The organism is Streptomyces sp. NPDC127108, from assembly GCF_042677545.1.
Lineage (GTDB): Bacteria > Actinomycetota > Actinomycetes > Streptomycetales > Streptomycetaceae > Streptomyces.
This window is the reverse complement of sequence record NZ_JBHXTE010000017.1, coordinates 54,159-72,985: the sequence shown is the minus strand read 5'-3', so window position 1 is coordinate 72,985 and position 18,827 is coordinate 54,159. Positions and strand designations below refer to the sequence as shown.

The 18,827-nt window shown below is 73.2% G+C and carries 15 protein-coding genes and 1 pseudogene; 7 read left to right on the top strand and 9 right to left on the bottom strand.

The annotated features are described in order from the left end of the window. Positions 1–2 precede the first annotated feature (2 nt). Positions 3–3,680 (bottom strand): nitrate reductase subunit alpha, encoded by a 3,678-nt coding sequence (locus tag ACFVHO_RS16180; protein ID WP_385714051.1) that lies wholly within the window; start codon positions 3,678–3,680, stop codon positions 3–5. 88 nt (positions 3,681–3,768) lie between these two features. Here ACFVHO_RS16180 and ACFVHO_RS16175 point away from each other — a divergent pair, with 88 nt between their 5' ends. Continuing rightward, the gene (locus tag ACFVHO_RS16175; RefSeq protein ID WP_385714048.1) at positions 3,769–4,776 is read left to right on the top strand and encodes a tellurite resistance/C4-dicarboxylate transporter family protein; all 1,008 of its coding nucleotides are present in this window, start codon (positions 3,769–3,771) and stop codon (positions 4,774–4,776) included. 136 nt (positions 4,777–4,912) lie between these two features. Beyond that, on the top strand, positions 4,913–5,332 hold the full coding sequence (locus ACFVHO_RS16170) for a VOC family protein (RefSeq protein WP_385714045.1): 420 nt from the start codon (positions 4,913–4,915) through the stop codon (positions 5,330–5,332). On the opposite strand, the gene ACFVHO_RS16165 is transcribed toward ACFVHO_RS16170, so the two are convergent. Next, positions 5,329–5,508 (bottom strand): hypothetical protein, encoded by a 180-nt coding sequence (locus ACFVHO_RS16165; protein ID WP_385714042.1) that lies wholly within the window; start codon positions 5,506–5,508, stop codon positions 5,329–5,331. The two genes, ACFVHO_RS16170 and ACFVHO_RS16165, sit on opposite strands and share 4 nt — an antisense overlap. A 325-nt stretch (positions 5,509–5,833) precedes the next feature. Between ACFVHO_RS16165 and ACFVHO_RS16160 the strand changes: the two genes are divergently transcribed. Together ACFVHO_RS16160 and ACFVHO_RS16155 are read left to right on the top strand one after the other, a co-directional pair. Then, positions 5,834–6,250 (top strand): hypothetical protein, encoded by a 417-nt coding sequence (locus ACFVHO_RS16160; RefSeq protein ID WP_385714039.1) that lies wholly within the window; start codon positions 5,834–5,836, stop codon positions 6,248–6,250. Positions 6,251–6,340: 90 nt separating this feature from the next. Beyond that, positions 6,341–6,880: pseudogene (locus tag ACFVHO_RS16155) on the top strand (RNA polymerase sigma factor); the annotation flags it as partial. Between the two features lie 436 nt (positions 6,881–7,316). Here the strand turns inward: ACFVHO_RS16155 and ACFVHO_RS16150 are convergent. Further along, positions 7,317–10,172, bottom strand: coding sequence for an MMPL family transporter (locus ACFVHO_RS16150; RefSeq protein ID WP_385714036.1), 2,856 nt, complete (start codon positions 10,170–10,172; stop codon positions 7,317–7,319). A 201-nt stretch (positions 10,173–10,373) separates the two neighbouring features. On the opposite strand from ACFVHO_RS16150, the gene ACFVHO_RS16145 reads away from it, so the two are divergent. After that, complete coding sequence (locus tag ACFVHO_RS16145) at positions 10,374–11,123, top strand: response regulator transcription factor (protein WP_385714034.1); 750 nt, start codon at positions 10,374–10,376, stop codon at positions 11,121–11,123. A 137-nt stretch (positions 11,124–11,260) separates the two neighbouring features. After that, positions 11,261–12,763: a sensor histidine kinase gene (locus ACFVHO_RS16140; protein ID WP_385714279.1), complete on the top strand. Its 1,503-nt coding sequence runs from the start codon at positions 11,261–11,263 to the stop codon at positions 12,761–12,763. Here the strand turns inward: ACFVHO_RS16140 and ACFVHO_RS16135 are convergent. Next, positions 12,729–14,105, bottom strand: a complete 1,377-nt coding sequence (locus ACFVHO_RS16135; protein ID WP_385714031.1) for a metallophosphoesterase — start codon at positions 14,103–14,105, stop codon at positions 12,729–12,731. The genes ACFVHO_RS16140 and ACFVHO_RS16135 overlap by 35 nt on opposite strands. A 2-nt stretch (positions 14,106–14,107) precedes the next feature. Beyond that, complete coding sequence (locus ACFVHO_RS16130) at positions 14,108–14,350, bottom strand: SCO4848 family membrane protein (RefSeq protein ID WP_385714028.1); 243 nt, start codon at positions 14,348–14,350, stop codon at positions 14,108–14,110. 130 nt (positions 14,351–14,480) lie between these two features. Between ACFVHO_RS16130 and ACFVHO_RS16125 the strand changes: the two genes are divergently transcribed. After that, positions 14,481–15,743 carry a D-alanyl-D-alanine carboxypeptidase family protein gene (locus tag ACFVHO_RS16125; RefSeq protein ID WP_385714026.1) on the top strand — a complete coding sequence of 421 codons (1,263 nt, stop codon included), beginning with the start codon at positions 14,481–14,483 and terminating at the stop codon, positions 15,741–15,743. On the opposite strand, the gene ACFVHO_RS16120 is transcribed toward ACFVHO_RS16125, so the two are convergent. Genes ACFVHO_RS16120 through ACFVHO_RS16105 form a run of 4 tightly spaced genes read right to left on the bottom strand, consistent with a single transcriptional unit; the run spans position 15,694 to position 18,693 of the window. Further along, a complete protein-coding gene (locus tag ACFVHO_RS16120) occupies positions 15,694–16,626 on the bottom strand; it encodes a YihY/virulence factor BrkB family protein (protein ID WP_385714024.1) in 933 nt (310 codons plus the stop codon). The two genes, ACFVHO_RS16125 and ACFVHO_RS16120, sit on opposite strands and share 50 nt — an antisense overlap. Positions 16,627–16,641: 15 nt before the next feature. Further along, positions 16,642–17,127: a GtrA family protein gene (locus ACFVHO_RS16115; protein WP_385714277.1), complete on the bottom strand. Its 486-nt coding sequence runs from the start codon at positions 17,125–17,127 to the stop codon at positions 16,642–16,644. 53 nt (positions 17,128–17,180) lie between these two features. Beyond that, the gene (locus ACFVHO_RS16110) at positions 17,181–18,167 is read right to left on the bottom strand and encodes a decaprenyl-phosphate phosphoribosyltransferase (RefSeq protein ID WP_385714021.1); all 987 of its coding nucleotides are present in this window, start codon (positions 18,165–18,167) and stop codon (positions 17,181–17,183) included. Further along, on the bottom strand, positions 18,160–18,693 hold the full coding sequence (locus tag ACFVHO_RS16105; RefSeq protein WP_385714018.1) for a phosphatase PAP2 family protein: 534 nt from the start codon (positions 18,691–18,693) through the stop codon (positions 18,160–18,162). Before ACFVHO_RS16105 ends, ACFVHO_RS16110 begins: the two co-directional genes overlap by 8 nt. Positions 18,694–18,827 lie beyond the last annotated feature (134 nt).

The window sequence follows — 18,827 nt, the reverse complement described above, 5'->3', positions numbered from 1 at the left end:
GGCTAGTACGTCACCTCCTGCTCGGTCCTGCGGCGGATCACGGTGACCTCGTCGCGCTGGTTGCCGGTGGGGCCCAGGTAGTTGAAGGCCCAGGAGAGCTGGGCGTAGCCGCCGATGAGGTGGGTGGGCTTGAGGAGCAGCCGGGTCAGGGAGTTGTGGATGCCGCCGCGCTTCCCGGTCGTCTCCGCCTTGGGGACGTTGACGGTGCGTTCCTGCGCGTGGTGCATGTAGACGGTGCCTGCGGGCATGCGGTGCGAGACGACGGCGCGGGCGGCCACCACGCCGTTCCTGTTGACCGCCTCGATCCAGTCGTTGTCCTGGACGCCGATCGCCGCCGCGTCGTCCGGGGACATCCAGATGACCTGGCCGCCTCGGGAGAGGGACAGCATGAACAGGTTGTCCTGGTACTCGGAGTGGATGGACCACTTGTTGTGCGGGGTGAGGTAGCGGACCGTCACTTCCCGTTCCCCGTCGGCGCCGAGGCGGGGTTCGCCGAACAGGCGGTGCATGTCGAGGGGCGGCCGGTACACGGGCAGAGCCTCGCCGAGTTCGTGGATCCAGTCGTGGTCGAGGAAGAAGTGCTGGCGTCCGGTGAGGGTGTGCCAGGGCTTGAGGTGCTCGGTGTTGAGGGTGAAGGCGGTGTAGCGGCGCCCGCCGGACTCGCTGCCGGACCACTCGGGCGAGGTGATCACGGGGACGGGCGCGGCCTGCGTGTCGGCGTACGAGATGCGCTTGCCCTCGTGCTCGGCGGCGAGGTGCGCCATCTCCTGGCCGGTGCGGGCCTGAAGGGTGCGGAAGCCCTGGGTGGCGAGGCGGCCGTTGGTGGTGCCGGACAGGGCGAGGATGGTGTTGGCGGCCTTCACTGCGGTGTCGAGGCGGGGGCGTCCGGCGGCGGGCCCTTCGCGTACGACGCCGTTGAGCGCACCGAGCGCCGTCACCTCCTCGTCGGGGTGCAGCGCGATGCCCTTCGCGGGCAGCCCGAGCTTCTCCACCAGCGGGCCGAGCGCGGCGAACTTGGCGCCGATCGCGGTGTAGTCGCGCTCGACGACGGCCAGCGCGGGCATCGTCCTGCCCGGCAGGGGCTCGCACTCGCCGCGCCGCCAGTCCAGGGCGACGCCGCCGGGCTGCGCGATCTCTCCGGGGGTGTCGTGCTGGAGGGCGGTGGCGACCAGGTCCTTGCGGGTGCCGAGGTGGTCGGCGGCCAGTTCGCTGAGCCGGTCGGCGATGGCGCGGAACGTCTCGAAGTCGGTGCGGGCCTGCCAGGGCGGGTCGACGGCCGGGGTGAAGGCGTGCACGAAGGGGTGCATGTCGGTGGTCGACAGGTCGTGCTTCTCGTACCAGGTGGCGGCCGGGAGCGTGATGTCGGACAGGAGCGTCGACGACGTCATGCGGAAGTCCAGCGAGAGGAGCAGGTCGAGCTTTCCCTCCGGGGCCCGCTCGTGCCAGGTCACGTCGCGGGGGCGGGCCTCGGGCGGTGCCTCTTCGGCGCGCAGCGAGGAGTGGGTGCCGAGGAGGTGCTTGGTGAAGTACTCGGCGCCCTTGGCGGATGAGCCGAGGAGGTTGGCCCGCCACAGGGTGAGGACGCGCGGCCAGTTCTCCGGCGCGTCGGGGTCCTCGCAGGCGAACTTCAGCTTCCCCGAACGCAGTTGGTCCACGGCCGCCGTCACCGGGTCGTCGCCCTCGCCGAGGTCGAGCGGGTTGCGGTCGAACGTCGGGTACGACGGCATCCAGCCCGACCGGGTCGACTGCGCCAGGCAGTCCGCCGCCGTCATCCCCGCGAACCGGCCCTCGCCGAGCGGCGAGGCGAGCACGTCGGCGCCGAAGGTGTCGTAGCGCCACTGGTCGGTGTTGAGGAACCAGTACGCGGCGCCGATCATCTGCCGGGGCGGCCGGGACCAGTCGCCCGCGCCCGCGAGGGTGGCCCAGCCGGTCGCGGGGCGGCACTTCTCCTGGCCGACGTAGTGCGCCCAGCCGCCGCCGTTGCGGCCCTGGCAGCCGGTGAGCTGGAGCAGGGCGAGGAAGGACCGGTAGATGGTCTCGGAGTGGAACCAGTGGTTGGTGCCCGCGCCCATGAGGATCATGCAGCGGCCCTTGGACTTCTCGGCTGTCCGCGCGAACTCCCGGGCGATCCGCGCGCACTTGGCGGCGGGGACGGAGGTGTGCGCCTCCTGCCAGGCGGGGGTGCCGGGCGCGGACGCGTCGTCGTAGCCGGACGGCCACTGCCCGGTGAGGCCATCGCGCCCCACGCCGTACTGCGCGAGCAGCAGGTCGAAGACGGTGGTGACCAGCGGACTCCCGGGCCCGGCGAGCCGGATCGCGGGCACCCCGCGCCGTACGACCTCGCCCCGCCCCTGCCCGTGCGCGCCGCCCTCGGTGTCGAAGCGCGGCAGGAGCACCTCGACGCCGCGCGGGTCCTCCTCGTACAGCGAGAGCCGCGGCCGTACGTCCCCCAGGTCGAGGTTCCACTTCCCCTTCCCGGACTCCGTCCAGCGGAAGCCCAGCGAGCCGCCGGGGACGACCGGCCGCCCGGTGAGCTCGTCGAGCACGACCGTCTTCCACTCGGCGCCCTCGCCGTCGTCACCGAGGTCGGCGGCGCGCACGAACTTCCCCGGTACGTACGCCCCGTCGCGCTCGGTCAGGGTGACGAGGAAGGGCAGGTCGGTGAAGCGGCGTACGTAGTCGTCGAAGAACGGGACGCGCCGTTCGACGAAGCACTCGCGCAGGATGACGTGGCCCATGCCGAGGGCGAGCGCGCCGTCCGTGCCGGGGTGCGGGTGCAGCCACTCGTCGGCGAACTTGGCGTTGTCGGCGTAGTCGGGGGCGACGACCACGACCTTCTGGCCCCGGTAGCGCGCCTCGGCCATCCAGTGCGCGTCGGGCGTCCGTGTCACCGGGACGTTCGAGCCCCACATGATCAGGTAGGCCGCGTCCCACCAGTCCCCGGACTCCGGGACGTCCGTCTGGTCGCCGAAGACCTGCGGCGAGGCCACCGGCAGGTCCGCGTACCAGTCGTAGAACGACAGCATGGGCGCGCCGATCAGCGACATGAAGCGGGCACCGGCCGCGTGGGACACCATCGACATGGCGGGGATGGGCGAGAAGCCCGCGACCCGGTCGGGGCCGTACGTCCTGATGGTGTGCACGTGCGCCGCGGCGACGATCTCCACGGCCTCGTCCCAACTCGCCCGCACCAGGCCGCCCTTGCCGCGCGCCCGCTGGTACGTCCGGCGCCGCTCGGGGTCCGCCTGGATGTCGGCCCAGGCGAGGACGGGGTCGCCGAGGCGCTGCTTGGCCTCGCGGTACATGTCGAGCAGTACGCCCCGGACGTACGGATAGCGCACCCGGGTCGGCGAGTACGTGTACCAGGAGAAGGCGGCGCCGCGCGGGCAGCCGCGGGGCTCGTACTCGGGGCGGTCGGGGCCCGCCGTCGGGTAGTCGGTGGCCTGTGTCTCCCAGGTGATGATGCCGTCCTTGACGTACACCTTCCAGCGGCAGGAGCCGGTGCAGTTCACCCCGTGCGTCGAGTGCACGACCTTGTCGTGGCTCCATCGGTCCCGGTAGAAGACGTCGCCCTCGCGGCCGCCCTCGATCCGGACGCTGTGCAGGTCGGGCGCGGCCTCGCCCCGGCGCAGGAAGCGGCCGGTCCGCAGGAGGAGGGCTGCCGGTTCGGTGGCGTTCACACCGTCCATACGACGCGTAGGCCGCAGGGCCCGCAAGCCTGGCGTAGGCCGACTGGTGGCGGTCCGCGGTGTGCGGTGTCATGGCCTTGTGAGACGGGAATGGCGGGACGAGGTGACCCCGGCCGCCGGTGCCTGCGTGATGGCGACCGGCATCATCTCGGTGGGCCTGTACCTGACGGGGCACGATGTCCTGTCGGAGATCTTCCTCGCCGTCTCCTGCGTCCTGTGGCTGATTCTGGCGGCGGACTTCGTGGACCTCCTGGTGCGCGACCGCTCCCGGTGGACGGCGGCGGCCGTCACCCCGCCGGCCCTCACCGCGGTCGCGGCGACGACCGTCGTCGGCACCCGCTTCGCCCTCCTCGGCTGGCCCGAACTCGCGATCGCGCTGCTCGCCGTCGCCGCCCTGGTGTGGCCGGGCCTGCTGCTCGCGGTCGTGCAGCACTGGCGGCGGCACGGCATGCCGGGCGGTGTCTTCCTGGTGTGCGTGGCCACCCAGGGCCTCGCCGTCCTCGCGGCCACGCTGTGCCTCGCGGGCGAGGGCGACTGGCTGGGCGACGCGGCCCTCGCGTGCTTCGCCCTCGGGCTGCTCCTGTACGCCTACGCGCTGCCGCGCTTCGACTTCCGGCAGACCACGACGGGCGCCGGGGACCACTGGGTGGCGGGCGGCGCCCTCGCCATCTCCGCGCTCGCCGCCTCCAGGCTGACCGCCGTACCGCTGTGGCCCGGCACGGGCCACGACGTGCTGCGCGTCCTGGCCTTCGTGCTGCTCGGGCTCGCGCTCGCCTGGTACGCGGTGCTGCTCGCCGCGGAGGTGGTCTGGCCGCGGTTCCACTACGACGTGCGGCGGTGGGCCACCGTGTTCCCGCTCGGGATGACGGCGGTGGCCGCGCTGTCCACCGGCGTGGTGACGGACGTGCCCTGGCTGCGGGCCCTTGGGCGGGTGCTGCTGTGGGTGGCGGTGGCGGCGTGGGGGTTGGTGTGGGTGGGGTTCACTTGGGCGCGGGCCGGGGGGCCTCGCGGTGCGCCCCAGTCCCACCCCTTCTCCGAAACTGGGGCTCCGCCCCAGACCCCGCTCCTCAAACGCCGGAGGGGCTGAAAATTACCGGCACATTCCCAGCCCGTCCGGCGTTTGAGGACGAGGCGCGGAGCTCCCAGCCAGGCTTCCCGGCAGGGACACGCGCCGTGCGGCCTCGACGCGGCCCCTGAGCCGAAACGACCCGTATTCTGACGACATGTCAGACAATAGCCAGCCGTCGACGGCCTCCGACCTGCTCGGATTCGACAACGCACTGTTCCCCGTGGGCGACCTCGACGAGGCGGTCGGCTTCTACGAGCGGGCCGGATTCCCGCTCACGTACCGCCTGGACGAGGCCGGGCTGGCCATCCTGAAGGTGGGCGCGGAGACCCCCGGGGTGCTGCTCCGGGTGGAGGAGGGCGTCGACCGCCGCCCCCCGCCGTGGCCCGCGCCACGCGTCTGGCTGGAGGTGCGGGACGCCCGCGCGAAGGCCCGCGAACTCGACGAGGCCGGCGTCACGGTGCTCTCCGAACCGGCCTCGGTGGCGACGGGCTGGACCGTGGAGATCGCCGACCCGTGGGGGAACGTGGTCGGCTTCACGGACTACACGAAGCGACCGGCCCTCGCCCGCGCCTAGCACAGCACCCCGACGACGAAGGCCCCACAGACCAGGAGCAGCACCACCACCCCGGCCAACACCACCCGCCGGTCCGGCACTTCCCCCACGAGCCCCGCCACCTCCTCCTGGCTCAGCTCCACCACCACCTCCTCGCCCATCTCCCCCACGCCCTCCGAAAGCCCGGAAATCTCCATGCCGATGCCCCCTCCCCACTCGCCCAGGCGGGTCCTCACCCGATGGGCGCGGTGGTTGTACAACACGACGGCGCCCCGCCACCACGCCATGCCGAAACCGGGCATTCCGCAGGGCTTCGCGGACGGCCGATCAGAGGCAAAGGTTGTATGGACAGGGCGAGTTGGGCGTGTGAGAAGGGACACCGGCGGCACCCGTGACGCCTGAGATCCTGGTTGCGCTTGTTAAGCGGAGAGTGCGTTCGGTGCTCTCGCACACACGGGGGCGGAGCCAGAGGGGTGGGAAAGAGTGGCCGGTGAGGGGAAGAGACCGCCGCAGGCGGACGAGATGCGGGGGTACACGCGCAGGTTCGTCGCGCATGTGACGGAGCGCAATCGATTGCCTTTGGACTTCTCCGTACGGAGCCTGCGCGTCGTGGACTTCGTCCTGGACGGACTGCGCAAGGACGGGCGCGAGCGGGCGGAGGTCGCGGGGACGCTGTTCGGATTCGGGGCGTACGTCGGTGAGGTCCTGGTGCGCCGGGCGGGGGCGGCGTGGATCGACTTCGACGACAGCCAGCGGGAGTTCTTCGGGCAGACCGTCGGCGTGCGGATGCCGGACGGGCGGGTGTGGAGCCCGCTGGGGAAGGTCGTCAACCGGTACGAGGCGGGGGCCGCCGAGTCCCTCCAGACCTTCTACCTGACGCTGCCGGGGCGACGGACCACCCCGGCGCCCGAGACCGAGCCGGGACCGGCACGGCGGTAGCGCGTGGGCGGGGGTGGGGACCAACAGCGTGAGGACCGGCGGCCCGAGGGCGGGGGATCCGAGGACACAGGACCCGGCGGGCGTACGAGGATCGGTGACGCGGCGCTGACGCGCGCCCTCGCCGCCGCGAAGGAGGGGGACGAGGCCGCGTTCGCGGCGATGTACCAGTGGGTGCACCCGGGCCTGCTCGGCTATGTGCGCGGCATCGTCGGGGACGAGGCGGAGGACGTGGCCTCCGAGGCATGGCTGCAGATCGCCCGTGATCTCGGGCGGTTCACCGGCGACGGCGGCGACTTCCGCCGCTGGGCGGCCGTCATCGCCCGCAACCGCGCCCGCGACCACATCCGCCGCCGCCTGAGCCGTCCCCGGCTCAGCCTCACCGACGGCGACGCGCTCGACGTACCGGCCGCCCGGGACACCGCGGACGAGGTCCTGGAGGCGCTCGCGACCGACGACGCCCTGGACCTGGTCGCCGGGCTGCCGCCGGACCAGGGCCGGGCCGTCTACCTCGGCGTGGTGATGGGCATGGACGGGCCGAGCGCGGCCCGGGTGCTCGGCAAGCGGCCCGGTGCCGTCCGGATGGCGCTGCACCGCGGACTGCGGCGGCTGCGGGCGCAGTTGACGGGTGAGGTGCGGCGGGGGCGGCGCGGCGGCTCGGGACGGGGGTCGTCGGGCGGCGGGCCGGATCCCGGACGGGGCCAGTGTCCCCGCGGTCCGCACGGCGTGAGCAGCGGTGGGGGCCCCCCCCGGGGGGGGGGCCCCCCCGGTGGCGGGGTCCCCCGCGCCCCCACCCGGGGGCGGCGGGGGGGCTCGGGCGGGGGGCCGCGGGGCGGGGGGCCGTCCCCCGTCGGGGGCCTGTGGCCCCGGGGTCCGACGGGGGTGTGCCGGGTTGGCCGCCCCCCCGGTTGGGGGCCCACCGCTGTGCCGGTCCTCCCGCTCGCCGTCCCGTGGGCTCGGGTCGTCGGCGAGCGGGTGTCCCGGCGGTGAGGCCGGTGGGCGGGTGCAGCTCCGCCCACAGGCCGAGTCCAGGTCAGGTTCTGTCCGGGTCAGGCAAGTTCAGGTCAGTTCAGGTCACGGCGTTCACTCCGCCGCCCACCGCCTCCACCAGCTCCAGGTCGTACGTCAACGGCCCGTCGCCGAGCATGATGTGGCGGGCCTTCGAGGCGTATCCGGGCGCGGTCGCCGCGAGCAGGTACACGCCGGGGGCGGGGGCGCCGAGGATGTAGGAGCCGTCGGCCAGGGACGACACCCGGTCCAGTTGGCTGCCGCCCTTGGACAGCAGCGTGAGGGTCACGCTGTGGATGGGGTCGCCGTCCGGCGTGATGATGAAGCCGTGCACGACGGGGCCGTACGGGCCGGGTGCGCCCCCTTCCCTGGGGGTGTGGCCTGCCATGGGTGCGTCGTCCTCCCTGGGTGCGCCATGTCCTCCGGCCGCGCCGCGGGACCCGGGTGCTCCGGGTGTGCGCGGGCCGGGGACGCCGGGTGTGCGGGCGCCGGGGGCAGTCCGGCGCCCGGGTCGGTAGGGGCCGTACGGGGTCGCGGACCCCTGGCCGTCGTACGGGGGCAGCGACTTGGCCGCGTCACCGGAGGCGTCGCGGGCGGTGCCCTTGGCCCCGGCCTCGTACGCGTGCGCGGCCCCGTACGGGTTCACTCCGGTTGATCCACCCGCGCCCGCCGTGCCCCGGAGGCCGGGGGTGACTGCCGGGGAAACCGGCGGGCGCGGGGTGCCGAGGGCCGCCGCCACCAGGACCTCCAGGTCCTCCGGGGCGGGCGGCTCCGTCTCCTCGGGCTCGACGGCCAGGTGCGGCAGGCGGCGGTCGAGCCAGGCCGGGAGCCACCAGTTGGCACGGCCGAGGAGGTGCATCGCGGCGGGCACGAGGGCCGTCCGCAGGATGAAGGCGTCGAGGGCGACGGCCGCGGCCAGGCCGATGCCGGCCATCGCGCCCTCCGTGTCGCCGCTGAGCACGAATACCGGGAACACAGTGAACACGCAGATCACAATGAGCGCCGCGCAGTTGATGACGCGGCCGGTCTCGGCGAGGCCGACGCGGACCGCGCGGGCGTTGTCGTGGGTGTGCGTCCACTCCTCGTGCATGCGGCTGACCAGGAACACCTGGTAGTCCATGGACAGGCCGAAGAGCAGCGACAGCATGATGACGGGCAGGAAGGCCGTGATGGGGCCCTCCTGGCCGAGGCCGAGCAGCTCGCCGCCCCAGCCCCACTGGAACACCGCGACGAGCACCCCGAACGAGGCGGCCGCCGCGATCAGGTTCATCAGGGCCGCCGTCAGGGGCACCACGAGGGAGCGGAAGGCGGCCAGGAGCAGCAGGAAACCCAGGGCGACGACGGCACCCACGAAGTACGGAAGGCGGTCGGACGTCACCGCCGCGAAGTCCTTGAACACGGCGGTCACGCCGCCCACATGGGCGTTCTCCGCACCGGCCGCGGGCAGGACGTCGCCGCGCAGCCGGTCGATGAGCCGGTCGGTCTCCTGGGACTGGGGCGAGCCGGTCGGCACGACCTCGATGACGGTGGTGTCGGTCGCGGCGGACGGCGGGGCCGCGTGCACCCGGGCGACGCCCTCGGTGTCGCGGATGCGCTCGACGAGCCCGGCGGCGGCGTCGGGTCCCGGCTTGTCCACGACGAGCTGGAGGGGCCCGTTGAAGCCGGGGCCGAAGCCCTCCGCGAGCAGGTCGTAGGCCTGCCGGGTCGTCGTCGACTCCTGGTGGTTGCCCTGGTCGGTGGCGCCGAGGCGCAGCGAGAGGAGCGGGACGGCGAGCGCGGCCATGACGGCGACGGCGAGGACGCCGACCAGGCGCGGGCGGCGCTGCACGAAGGCGGACCAGCGCGCGGTGAGGCCGCCGGGCTCCTCGGGCTCGGGTCCGGACGCGGCGAGGACGCGGCGCTGGCGGCGGCTGAGCACGCGGACGCCGAGGACGCCGAGCATCGCGGGGAGCAGCGTGATCGCGGCGAGGACGCCGAGGGCCACCGTCAGGGAGGCGGCGATCACCACGCCGTCGAGGAAGCGCAGGTTCATCACGAGCATCCCGGCGAGCGCCACGCACACCGTGCCGCCCGCGAAGAGCACCGCGCGGCCCGAGGTGTTGAGGGCCTGCACCGCCGACTCCTGCGGTTCCAGGCCGCGCAGGATGCCCCTGCGGTGCCGGGTGACGATGAAGAGGGCGTAGTCGATGCCGACGCCGAGGCCGATCAACGAGCCGAGCAGCGGCGCCACTTCGGGTACGTCCGTGACGTGGCTGAGCAGCATCGTGGCGAGCACGCCGGTGCCGACGGCGAACACCGCGGTGACGATCGGCAGGAGCATCGCGAAGAGCGAGCCGAAGGCGAGGAAGAGCACGACGGCGGCGGCCGCGACGCCGACGGCCTCGGAGGTGCCCGCGGGCGGCTCCAGGGTGCGGGCGACGGCCTGGCCGCCCAGCTCGACCCGGAGCCCTTCGCGGGCGGCGGCGTGGGCGGTGTCGACGACCCGCTCGATCAGTTCCTTGGGGATCTCGTTGGCCTGGCGGACGAACGTGACCTGCGCGTAGGCGATCCGCCCGTCCGCGCTGACCTGCGCGGCGGCGCGCGGCCCGGTGGCGTAGGGGCCCGCGACCTCGCCGACGCCGTCGAGGGCGGCGATCCGCCGGAGCGCGGGCTCGATCCGGTCGCGTACGGCGGCGTCGCGGACCGAGGAGCCCGCGTCGGTCTTCCACACGACCGTGTCGGTGTCGCCGCTGCGCTCAGGGAACGCCTTCGTCATCAGGTCGTGGGCGCGCTTGGAGTCCGTGTCGGGCAGGGAGAAGACGTTGGCGTAGTCGGTGCCCGCGGAGTTGCCCGCGGCGCCGAGTCCGAGGAGCGCGGCGAGCCACAGCACGACGACCACCAGGCGGTGCCGATAACACCACCGCGCCCATGCCGTCACGACGCACTCTCCCTTCGCTCCGCGTGGATGCCACCGCTGACGCGGCTGCCGCCGCCGTCCCTGGGCCGCAACCGCTGTCCGTGGGTTCCGCGCCCAGCATCGGGGGTCCGGTCGGCCAACGGCGCGTTACGGCCATGATTCTCAAGGAACTCCAAAGGGCGACCCCGCCCTTCGTGCAACGAGCGTGCGGATACTGGGGACATGAGCCACGCCGAAGGTCACCGGGGAACTGATGTCGCGGCCGCCTCGGCCGCCGGGCCCGCCGACGCGCGGGGCCGCGCCACGGTCCTCGTCGTCGAGGACGAGCCGTCCATCGCCGACGTCCTCGCCATCGCCCTGCGCTACCACCACTTCGACGTGATGACCGCGGGCACGGTCCGCGAGGCCCTGGCCGCCTCCGACCGCACCCGCCCGGACTGCGCGCTGCTCGACGTGATGCTGCCCGACGGCGACGGGCGGGCCCTGGGCCAGGAACTGCGGGCGCGGCGGCCCGATCTGGCGCTGGTCTTCCTCACCGCGCGGGACGCGCCCGCGGAGGTCGTGGGCGCGCTCGGCTTCGGCGACGACTACATCACCAAGCCGTTCAACATCGACGAGGTCGTGGCCCGCATCGGCGCGGTCCTGCGCCGGGTGCGGCCCCACGACGTACTGCCGCAGCGGCCGCCGCTGCGCTACGGCGACCTGGAGCTGGACGAGACGACGTACGTGGTGCGGCGCGAGGGCGGCTCGGTGCAGCTGACCCCGACGGAGTACGCGCTCCTTCGCTTCCTGGTCCGCAACGGCGGCCGGGTCGTGCCCAAGGAACAGTTGCTGCGCCATGTGTGGAACATCGAGCACTCGGCCGAGTCGACCGTCGTGGAGACCTACATCAGCTATCTGCGGCGCAAGCTCGACCAGGTGGGGCCACCGCTCATCACGACGCGGCGCGGCGTCGGGTACGGGCTGGCATGAGGCTCCGCGCCCCCGGCCCGCGCCCCGCCCCGCGTCCGCGCCCCGCCTTCCGTCCGCGCGCCCTCCTGCGCCCACGCGCCGCCTCGCCCGACCGCACCACCCCCGGCCGCGCCCCGCGCTCCGGCCGGCGGTTCGGCATGGGCTCGCTGCGCGCCAAGCTCACGCTCGTGAACGTGGCGCTGCTCGCCCTCGGCATCGTGGCGGCGACGGCCGTGAGCCTGATGGGCATGCGGCACTACCTGCTCGACAACGTGGACACCGAACTGAGCGCGTCCCGCTCGGCGTTGCGCAACAGCAAGATCACTCTTGAGGAAATCCGGAGCCTCACCGGACTCGGCGCCCTGGAGCACCTGTCGGAAGGCTCCAGCAAGGCCAACGGCCTGCCGCTCGCGGAGTCGGCGTTCCTCGCGGTGGACGCCGCGGGCAAGCCGGTCGACATCGGCCCGCTGCCGCCGACCGCCCGCCAGTACGAGCTGGCGCGGGCAGTCAGCGACCCGCACGCGTTCGCGCGGCACACCTCGCCGCAGAACCTGACGCTCGGCGGCGACTCCTACCGCGCGATCGGGGTGCGCCTGAAGGACGACTCGGTGCTGCTCATGGCGTCGTCGACGGAGAACGTGCAGTCGGGCGTCGCCAAGGCGCTCAAGCTCGACCTCGCCTTCGGCGCGCTCCTGCTCGGGCTGCTCGCGGTCCTCACGATGGTCTCCGCGCACCAGCGGCTGCGCCCGCTGGAGGACATGGTGGAGACGGCGTCCGCGATCGCCGACGGCGACCTGAAACGGCGCGTGCCGTCCAGCCGCGCCGCGGTGATGGAGACCGAGCAGCTGCGGCTCGCGCTCAACTCCATGCTCCAGCAGGTCGAGGCGGCGTTCGCGACCCGTGAGCGCAGCGAGGCCCAGCTGCGCCAGTTCGTCGCGGACGCCTCGCACGAGCTGCGCACCCCGCTGTCCGCGATCCGCGGCTACCTCCAGCTGTACGACAGGGGGATGCTCAGCACCCCCGAGGACCGCGGCCGCGCCTGGGACCGCGTCAACGCGGAGACCGACCGCATGAACCACCTCGTGGAGGAGCTGCTCACCCTGGCCCGCCTGGACCAGCAGCCCGAACTCCGGTTCCGCTCGGTCGACCTGAGCCGGCTCGTGCGGGACGCGGCGGACGACCTGCGGGCGCAGGAGCCGGACCGGCCGCTCACGGTGTCCGCCGACGGCGCGATCCTGGTGCAGGCCGACGAGCAGGGGCTGCGGAAGGTCCTCGCGAACCTGCTGGCCAACGTCCGCACGCACACGCCCCCCGACGCCCCCGTGCGGCTCGCCCTCGACCGGTGCGACGGCGTGGTCCGGCTGACGGTGGCCGACCGGGGCCCGGGGCTCTCGGCGGTGGACGCGGCCCGGGTCTTCGACCGCTTCTTCCGGTCGGGCCGGGGCGCGGGCAGCGGGCTCGGCATGGCCATCGTGCAGGGGGTGGTGAGCGCCCACGGCGGCGAGGTGTCGGTGAGCACGGCGCCCGGCGAGGGCCTGACCGTCCTGGTCACGCTGAACCGCACGCCCACCCCGCCCCGTCCGGCGGCGCCGCCGCGGCCCACCGAGGCCTTCGGCCCCGACGCGCTCACGCCCTCGGCGACGCCAGTTCCACGACGGTGATGTCGGACGGGGCTCCCACCCGCACGGGCGGGCCCCAGGCTCCGGCGCCGCGCGTCACGTACAGCTGGGTGTCGCCGTAGCGCTCCAGGCCCGCGAGCGTCGGGTTGGCGAGGTCGGCGACGAAGTTGTTGGGCCACAGCTGGCCGCCGTGGGTGTGGCCGGACAGCTGGAGGTCCACTCCGTGCTCGACGGCGTCGTGGATGACGACGGGCTGGTGGGCCATGAGGACGGAGGTGCGGGAGCGGTCGCGGTCGCCGAGCGCCTTGCCGAAGTCGGGTCCTTCGCCCTCGCCCTCGCCCTGGACGTCGTTGACCCCGGCGAGGTCGAAGTACGGCAGCTCGGTGCGGGCGTTCTCCAGGGGGCGCAGGCCGAGCTCCCGTACGTGCTCGACCCACTGCTCGGCGCCGGAGAAGTACTCGTGGTTGCCGGTGACGAAGAACGCCCCGTGGCGCGCCCTCAGGTCCGCGAGGGGGCGGGCCGCGCCCGCCAGGTCCGCCACGTCGCCGTCCACCAGGTCGCCGACCACGGCGATCAGGTCCGGCTGCGTGGAGTTGACGGTGTCGACCACCTTGCGCGCGAAGCCTTCGCCGAGGACGGGGCCCAGGTGGATGTCGCTCACCACCGCGATGCGGTAGCCGTGGGCGGCGCGGGGGAGTTTGGCCAGGGGGACGGTTACGCGCTTGATCCGCGGGCCCCTGAGTACGTTGTACGTGCCGTAGCCCACCGTTGCCGCCGCGAGGGCCGCTGCGGTTCCTGTGACTGTGCGGGACACGAAGAGGCGCCGGGTCAGGGCCCCGGCGGGCTCGCCCCTTCGGGGGTCCGTCCGTGCCTCCTGCTGTGCCCCTTCGGGCTGATGGGGCTGCGCCCCTGTCCCCGCTTCATCGGCCCTTCGGGCCTCGTCCTCAAACGCCGGACGGGCTGAATCGGCCTCCGGCTCCTGCCCCTCACGGGCTGAGTCGGCCTCCGGCTCCTGCGGCTCACGGGCTGGATCGGCCTCCGGCTCCGGCACCCGTCCTGACCGTCTCTCCAGCCAGCGGCTCAGAAGCGGACGGACCGCCTCCCCCACCACCAGCGCAAGCAGCAGATACAGCGCGAACGCCATCCACAGGAAGCCCGGCCAGGCCAGGAGCTGCTGGAGGAGGAAGGGGGCGCCGCCGCGCTCGGCCGCGAGGGCCGCGAACATCAGGACCGGGCCCGTGAAGAAGAGGACCGTGCCCGCCCGGCGCCAGGCCGTACGGGGGCGTGTCGTGTCGCGCACGACGCGGCGCCAGACGTACCAGAGCAGGCCGCCGAAAGCGGCGATCACTCCTGCCCCGACGAGCACACCCAGGAGGACCCCCATGGCTATGACGTTCGGCGCAGTGCGCGCACGCCACGGAACCCGATGACCCCTACCACCGTCCCCAAGGCAAAGGAGACAACGGCAAGCGTCAGGTGCACCCAGAAGTACCCCGTCGGCTTGTCCGCGTCGTCGAAGGCGAGCCCGCTGCCGTCCTTCCACAGGTTCTTGACGAAAGTGATCCAGATGAACCAGCTCCACACGCCGAAGGCGAGCAGGAACCAGGAGACGGGGCGGCTGAGCTTCATACGCTCAGTATCACGATCCGGCCTGACGCGTGGCCTTCGGGGTGGGGCGTCCGGAGCAGGCGGCGCGGCGGCGGGGGCCGGGCCGACCTCGGCGGCGGCGGCCCCGGAGCGGCCCCGTACGCTTCCGTCCGTGCCTGTCTCGAAAAAGACCGCCGTGCTGCTCGCCACGGCGACGCTGCTGTCCCTGTCGACCGCCACCACCGCGTTCGCCGACGACAAACCGGGCGGTGGAACCGATGAGACGGGCAAGCCGAAGCCGCCCGCGTCGATGTCGACGGTCGGCGGCGCGCGCCTCGGCAAGCCGGGGACGCAGGTGAACCTGAAGGGCGGCGCCCCGGTGCTGCCGAAGAAGCTCTCGGCCCGGTCCTGGATGGTGTCGGACGCCGAGTCCGGCGAGGTCCTGGCCGCGCACAACGCGCACTGGCGCCTCGCCCCGGCCTCCACCCTGAAGATGCTGTTCGCGGACACGGTGCTGCCGAAGTTCCCGAAGAACCAGAAGCACAAGGTCACGCTGAAGGACCTGGAGGGCATCGGCGCGGGCAGCAGCCTGGTCGGCGTCAAGGAGAACGAGTCGTACTCCGTCCACGACCTGTGGCTCGGGGTGTTCCTGCGCTCCGGCAACGACGCGGTGCACGTCCTCTCGTCGATGAACGGCGGCGTCTCGCAGACCGTCAAGGACATGCAGGCGCACGCCGAGGAGCTGCAGGCCCTCGACACCAACGTGGTCACGCCCGACGGCTACGACGAGAAGGGCCAGGTGTCGTCCGCGTACGACCTGACCCTGTTCGCCCGCTCCGGCCTGCAGAAGAAGGACTTCCGCGAGTACTGCTCGACGGCCACCGCGAAGTTCCCCGGCGCGACGGAGAAGATCAAGAAGGGCAAGGACAAGGGCAAGACGAAGCGTGAGCCCTTCGAGATCCAGAACACCAACCGGCTTCTGACCGGCGATCTGGACGTCGAGCCGTACAAGGGCATCGCGGGCGTCAAGAACGGCTCCACGACCAACGCGGGCAACACGTTCACGGGCGTCGCCGAGCGCGACGGCAAGGTGCTGCTCGTCACCGTCATGAACCCCGACTCCGGCGAGAGCCACGCCGTCTACAAGGAGACGGCCCGGCTGCTCGACTGGGGCTTCGCCGCCAGCGGCAAGGTCTCGCCGGTCGGCGAGCTGGTCGCGCCCAAGGGCGCGAGCACCGGCTCCGGCAAGGGCGCCCCGGGCGAGGCGGGCGGCGCCGACAGCGCCAAGACGGCCGCGGAGTCCGACGGGAAGTCCGGCGGCATGGGTGTGGCGCTGGGCGTCACGGCCGGTGTGCTCGCGCTGATCGCGGGCGGTCTGTTCCTGCTCAACCGCCGCTGGCCGCTGCCCGACCTGGTGCGTCGTCGCCGCTCGTGACGGGCTTCGCGGGCTCCGCCGCCGAGGCGGGGCCCGCGTCCTTGCTCGTCGCCGTCCAGGCGGCGCAGAAGAGCAGCAGCTTCGCGGTGAAGTTGATCCACAGGAGCAGGGCGACGGGCACGCCGAACGCGCCGTACATGCTCTTCGCGGCGACGCCCTTCATATAGCTGCCGAGCAGCACCTTCAGGAGTTCGAACCCGGCCGCGCCGATCAGCGCGGCGACGACGAGCGCGCGCCGGGGCGGCTCGACGCCGGGCAGCAGCGTCAGGACGTACAGCAGGAGCAGGAAGTCCGCGAGGACGGCGATGGCGAACGCGAGGACCTGGAGCAGTACGCCACCGGCTCCGTCCCGGTCGACGCCGAACAGGTCGGCCGTCCGGCCGACCGCCGTCGAGGCGACGGTGGAGGCGAGCAGTGAGGCGAGGCCCGCGCCGCCGAGCCCGGCGAGCACGCCGAGGTCCTTGAGCTTGCGCAGGACCGGGTTCTCCTCGATGTCCTCCAGCTCCCAGACCGCGCGCAGGCACTCCCGCATCGAGCCGATCCAGCCCACGCCGGTGACGAGGAGCAGGGCGCCCGCGACGACGCCGACGGTGCCCGCGTTGGCGATCAGGGCGTCCAGGTCGAGCTGGTCGGAGATGCCGGGGACCTGCTCGGAGATCTTGTCCTCGATGCGCTTCACCTGGCTCTCGCTGAGCGTGGCGGCGGCGATCGCGGCGGCCACGGTGATCAGCGGGAAGAGCGCGATGAAGCTGATGAACGTCATCGCTGCCGCGAGCCTGCTCCAGTGGACGCGGTCGAGGCGTTCGTAGGAGTGCCACGCGTGTGTGCGCATGAGCCGCTCGACGAGCGGCCCGATGCCCGGAAGCTTCTTCAGCCAGTCCATGTCACCCCGTTCATGTCACCCCGTCCACGTCATCCGTCCCGGCCGTCCCATCTGTCCGGCCTGCCCGTCGGGGGCACTCGGAGAACGGAATACCAGGGTCCGGGTACCCCAGAATCGCAGGACAGTGGCCAGTGCCATGCCGATTCCCGCTCCGGAGACCGTGTCCGCGCGCCGCGAGGTGAGGCCGAGGCCGTAGTGCGACACCGCCAGACAGAGGAGCTGGACGAGGGCGCCCGCGACGTTGACGGCGAAGAAGATCCCGTACTGACGCAGCCGTGAGACCCCGTCCCCTCCGCTGCCGGTGGCCGCGTCCCGGCGGTAGGTGCCGAGGGCGTTGCCGGTGTACGCGACCGTGCACCCGGCCACGAACGAGAGGGCCTTGGCGGTCAGCGGGTCCAGGCCGACGGGTCCGCGCAGCCAGAGGAAGAGCCCGAGGTCGGCGGCGTACGCGCACAGGCCGACGGCGGCGAACGCGGCCAGTTCGGGCCCGGCGGCACGCAGCCGCCGGACCACGGAACGCGGCCGCCCGCCCCGGCCCCTCGCACCCACCGCGCTCACCAGTCCGCGACCGCGAACCCGTACATGGCGAGCCACACCAGGCCGATCAGGGCGAGGGCGCGGTCGCGCAGGACGACGTCCTCGGGCTCACCGGCCGTGCCCCGGTCGGCGAAGACGGCGTACCGCAGGATCGCGAGGATGAACGCGACCATCGAGAGCTGCCGCCACGGCAGCAGCCCGGTGCCCTCGGTGCCGCCGCTCTCCATGGCCCACAGGCAGTACGCGAGGACTGCGACCCCGGCCGCGAGCTGCCACACGAACCGCAGATAGCCGGTCGTGTACGAGGTGAGCAACGCGCGTGTCGCGCCGAGCCGTTGGGTACGCCCGGCGGCCGCGGCGGCCTCCGCGGCCCGCTCCATCTGCACGGCCTCGGAGTAGCGCTTGGCGGACACCATGAACAGCGCCCCGAAGCCCGTGGTGATCAGGAACCAGCGCGACAGCGGGATGTCGAGCGCGACCCCGCCGATCATCGCCCGCATCAGGAATCCGGTGGTGACGACGGCCAGGTCGACGACGAGGACGTGCTTGAGGCTGACGCAGTACGCGAGCTGCATCACGACGTACGCGGCCAGGAGCGCCGCCGTGAGCGGGGTGCACAGGACGGCCGCGGCGGCGGGCGCGAGGGCGGCGAGCAGCCCGCCGACGGCGTACGCGACGGGCACCGGGACCTGGCCCGCGGCCACGGGGCGGCGGCACTTGGTGGGGTGGGCCCGGTCGGCCTCGGCGTCGCGTGCGTCGTTGATGAGGTAGACGGCGGCCGCCGCGGCCGTGAACAGGGCGAAGACCAGGGCGACTTGGGTCAGGGCGTGGCGCGAGAACAGCTCGCCCGCGGCGGCGGGGGCGGCGATGACCAGGACGTTCTTGACCCATTGGCGGGGCCGGGCGGTCCTCAGGAGGCCCAGCGGGAGGGCGGCGGGGCCCGGCTTGGGGCGGCCGGGGCCGACGGGGGGCTTCCGGTCGAGGACGGCGGCGCGTTCAGGCATCGGTACGGGCTCCCGTCCAGGTCGTGCCGACTCGGGCGGCGAACGCGCCGAGGACCGCGCCCGCCGCGACGTCCGACGGGTAGTGCACGCCGACGACCATGCGGGACACGCACATCGCGGCGGCCAGCGGTGGTACGAGGCGGGCTCCGGCCGGGCGCAGGGCGCCGTACGCGACGGCGGCGGCGACGGCCGACGTGGCGTGCGAGCTGGGGAAGGAGTGGCGTCCCGCGGTGCGCACCAGCGGCTCGACGTGGCCGGGGCGCGGGCGCCGCACGATCCGCTTCACGCCCATGCTGGCCAGGTGCGCCGCCGCGGTGAGCGCGGTGCCGCGCAGCCAGTCGGCGCGCCGCTCGCGGTCGAGCGCCGCGCCCGCGAGGCCCGCGGCCAGCCAGAGCGCGCCGTGCTCGCCGCTCCACGACAGGGCGCGGGCCGCGGCGGCCACGCGCGGGTCACGCCCGCAGTCGCGCAGCGCGGCAAGGAGCCGCAGATCGACGGCACGCAGCACCCCGCCCCCTTCCTCCTCCACAATCCGCTCATTAATCACATATCAACTCTTCTCTCAAAACCCCTCATTAATTACGGCAATCTTTAATGACACTCCCTCAATCACCCATTTCGGTGAGGAGACTGATGGAGGTGAGCAAAGCCTCCAATAACGGG

Excerpts from the sequence above, each read along its gene's own strand:
- ACFVHO_RS16140 (WP_385714279.1), top strand. The coding sequence starts at position 11,261 with ATGGGCTCGCTGCGCGCCAAGCTCACGCTCGTGAACGTGGCGCTGCTC.
- ACFVHO_RS16135 (WP_385714031.1), bottom strand. The coding sequence starts at position 14,105 with ATGGGGGTCCTCCTGGGTGTGCTCGTCGGGGCAGGAGTGATCGCCGCT.
- ACFVHO_RS16165 (WP_385714042.1), bottom strand. The coding sequence starts at position 5,508 with ATGGAGATTTCCGGGCTTTCGGAGGGCGTGGGGGAGATGGGCGAGGAG.
- ACFVHO_RS16130 (WP_385714028.1), bottom strand. The coding sequence starts at position 14,350 with ATGAAGCTCAGCCGCCCCGTCTCCTGGTTCCTGCTCGCCTTCGGCGTG.
- ACFVHO_RS16145 (WP_385714034.1), top strand. The coding sequence starts at position 10,374 with ATGAGCCACGCCGAAGGTCACCGGGGAACTGATGTCGCGGCCGCCTCG.
- ACFVHO_RS16120 (WP_385714024.1), bottom strand. The coding sequence starts at position 16,626 with ATGGACTGGCTGAAGAAGCTTCCGGGCATCGGGCCGCTCGTCGAGCGG.
- ACFVHO_RS16170 (WP_385714045.1), top strand. The coding sequence starts at position 4,913 with ATGTCAGACAATAGCCAGCCGTCGACGGCCTCCGACCTGCTCGGATTC.
- ACFVHO_RS16110 (WP_385714021.1), bottom strand. The coding sequence starts at position 18,167 with ATGCCTGAACGCGCCGCCGTCCTCGACCGGAAGCCCCCCGTCGGCCCC.
- ACFVHO_RS16160 (WP_385714039.1), top strand. The coding sequence starts at position 5,834 with ATGCGGGGGTACACGCGCAGGTTCGTCGCGCATGTGACGGAGCGCAAT.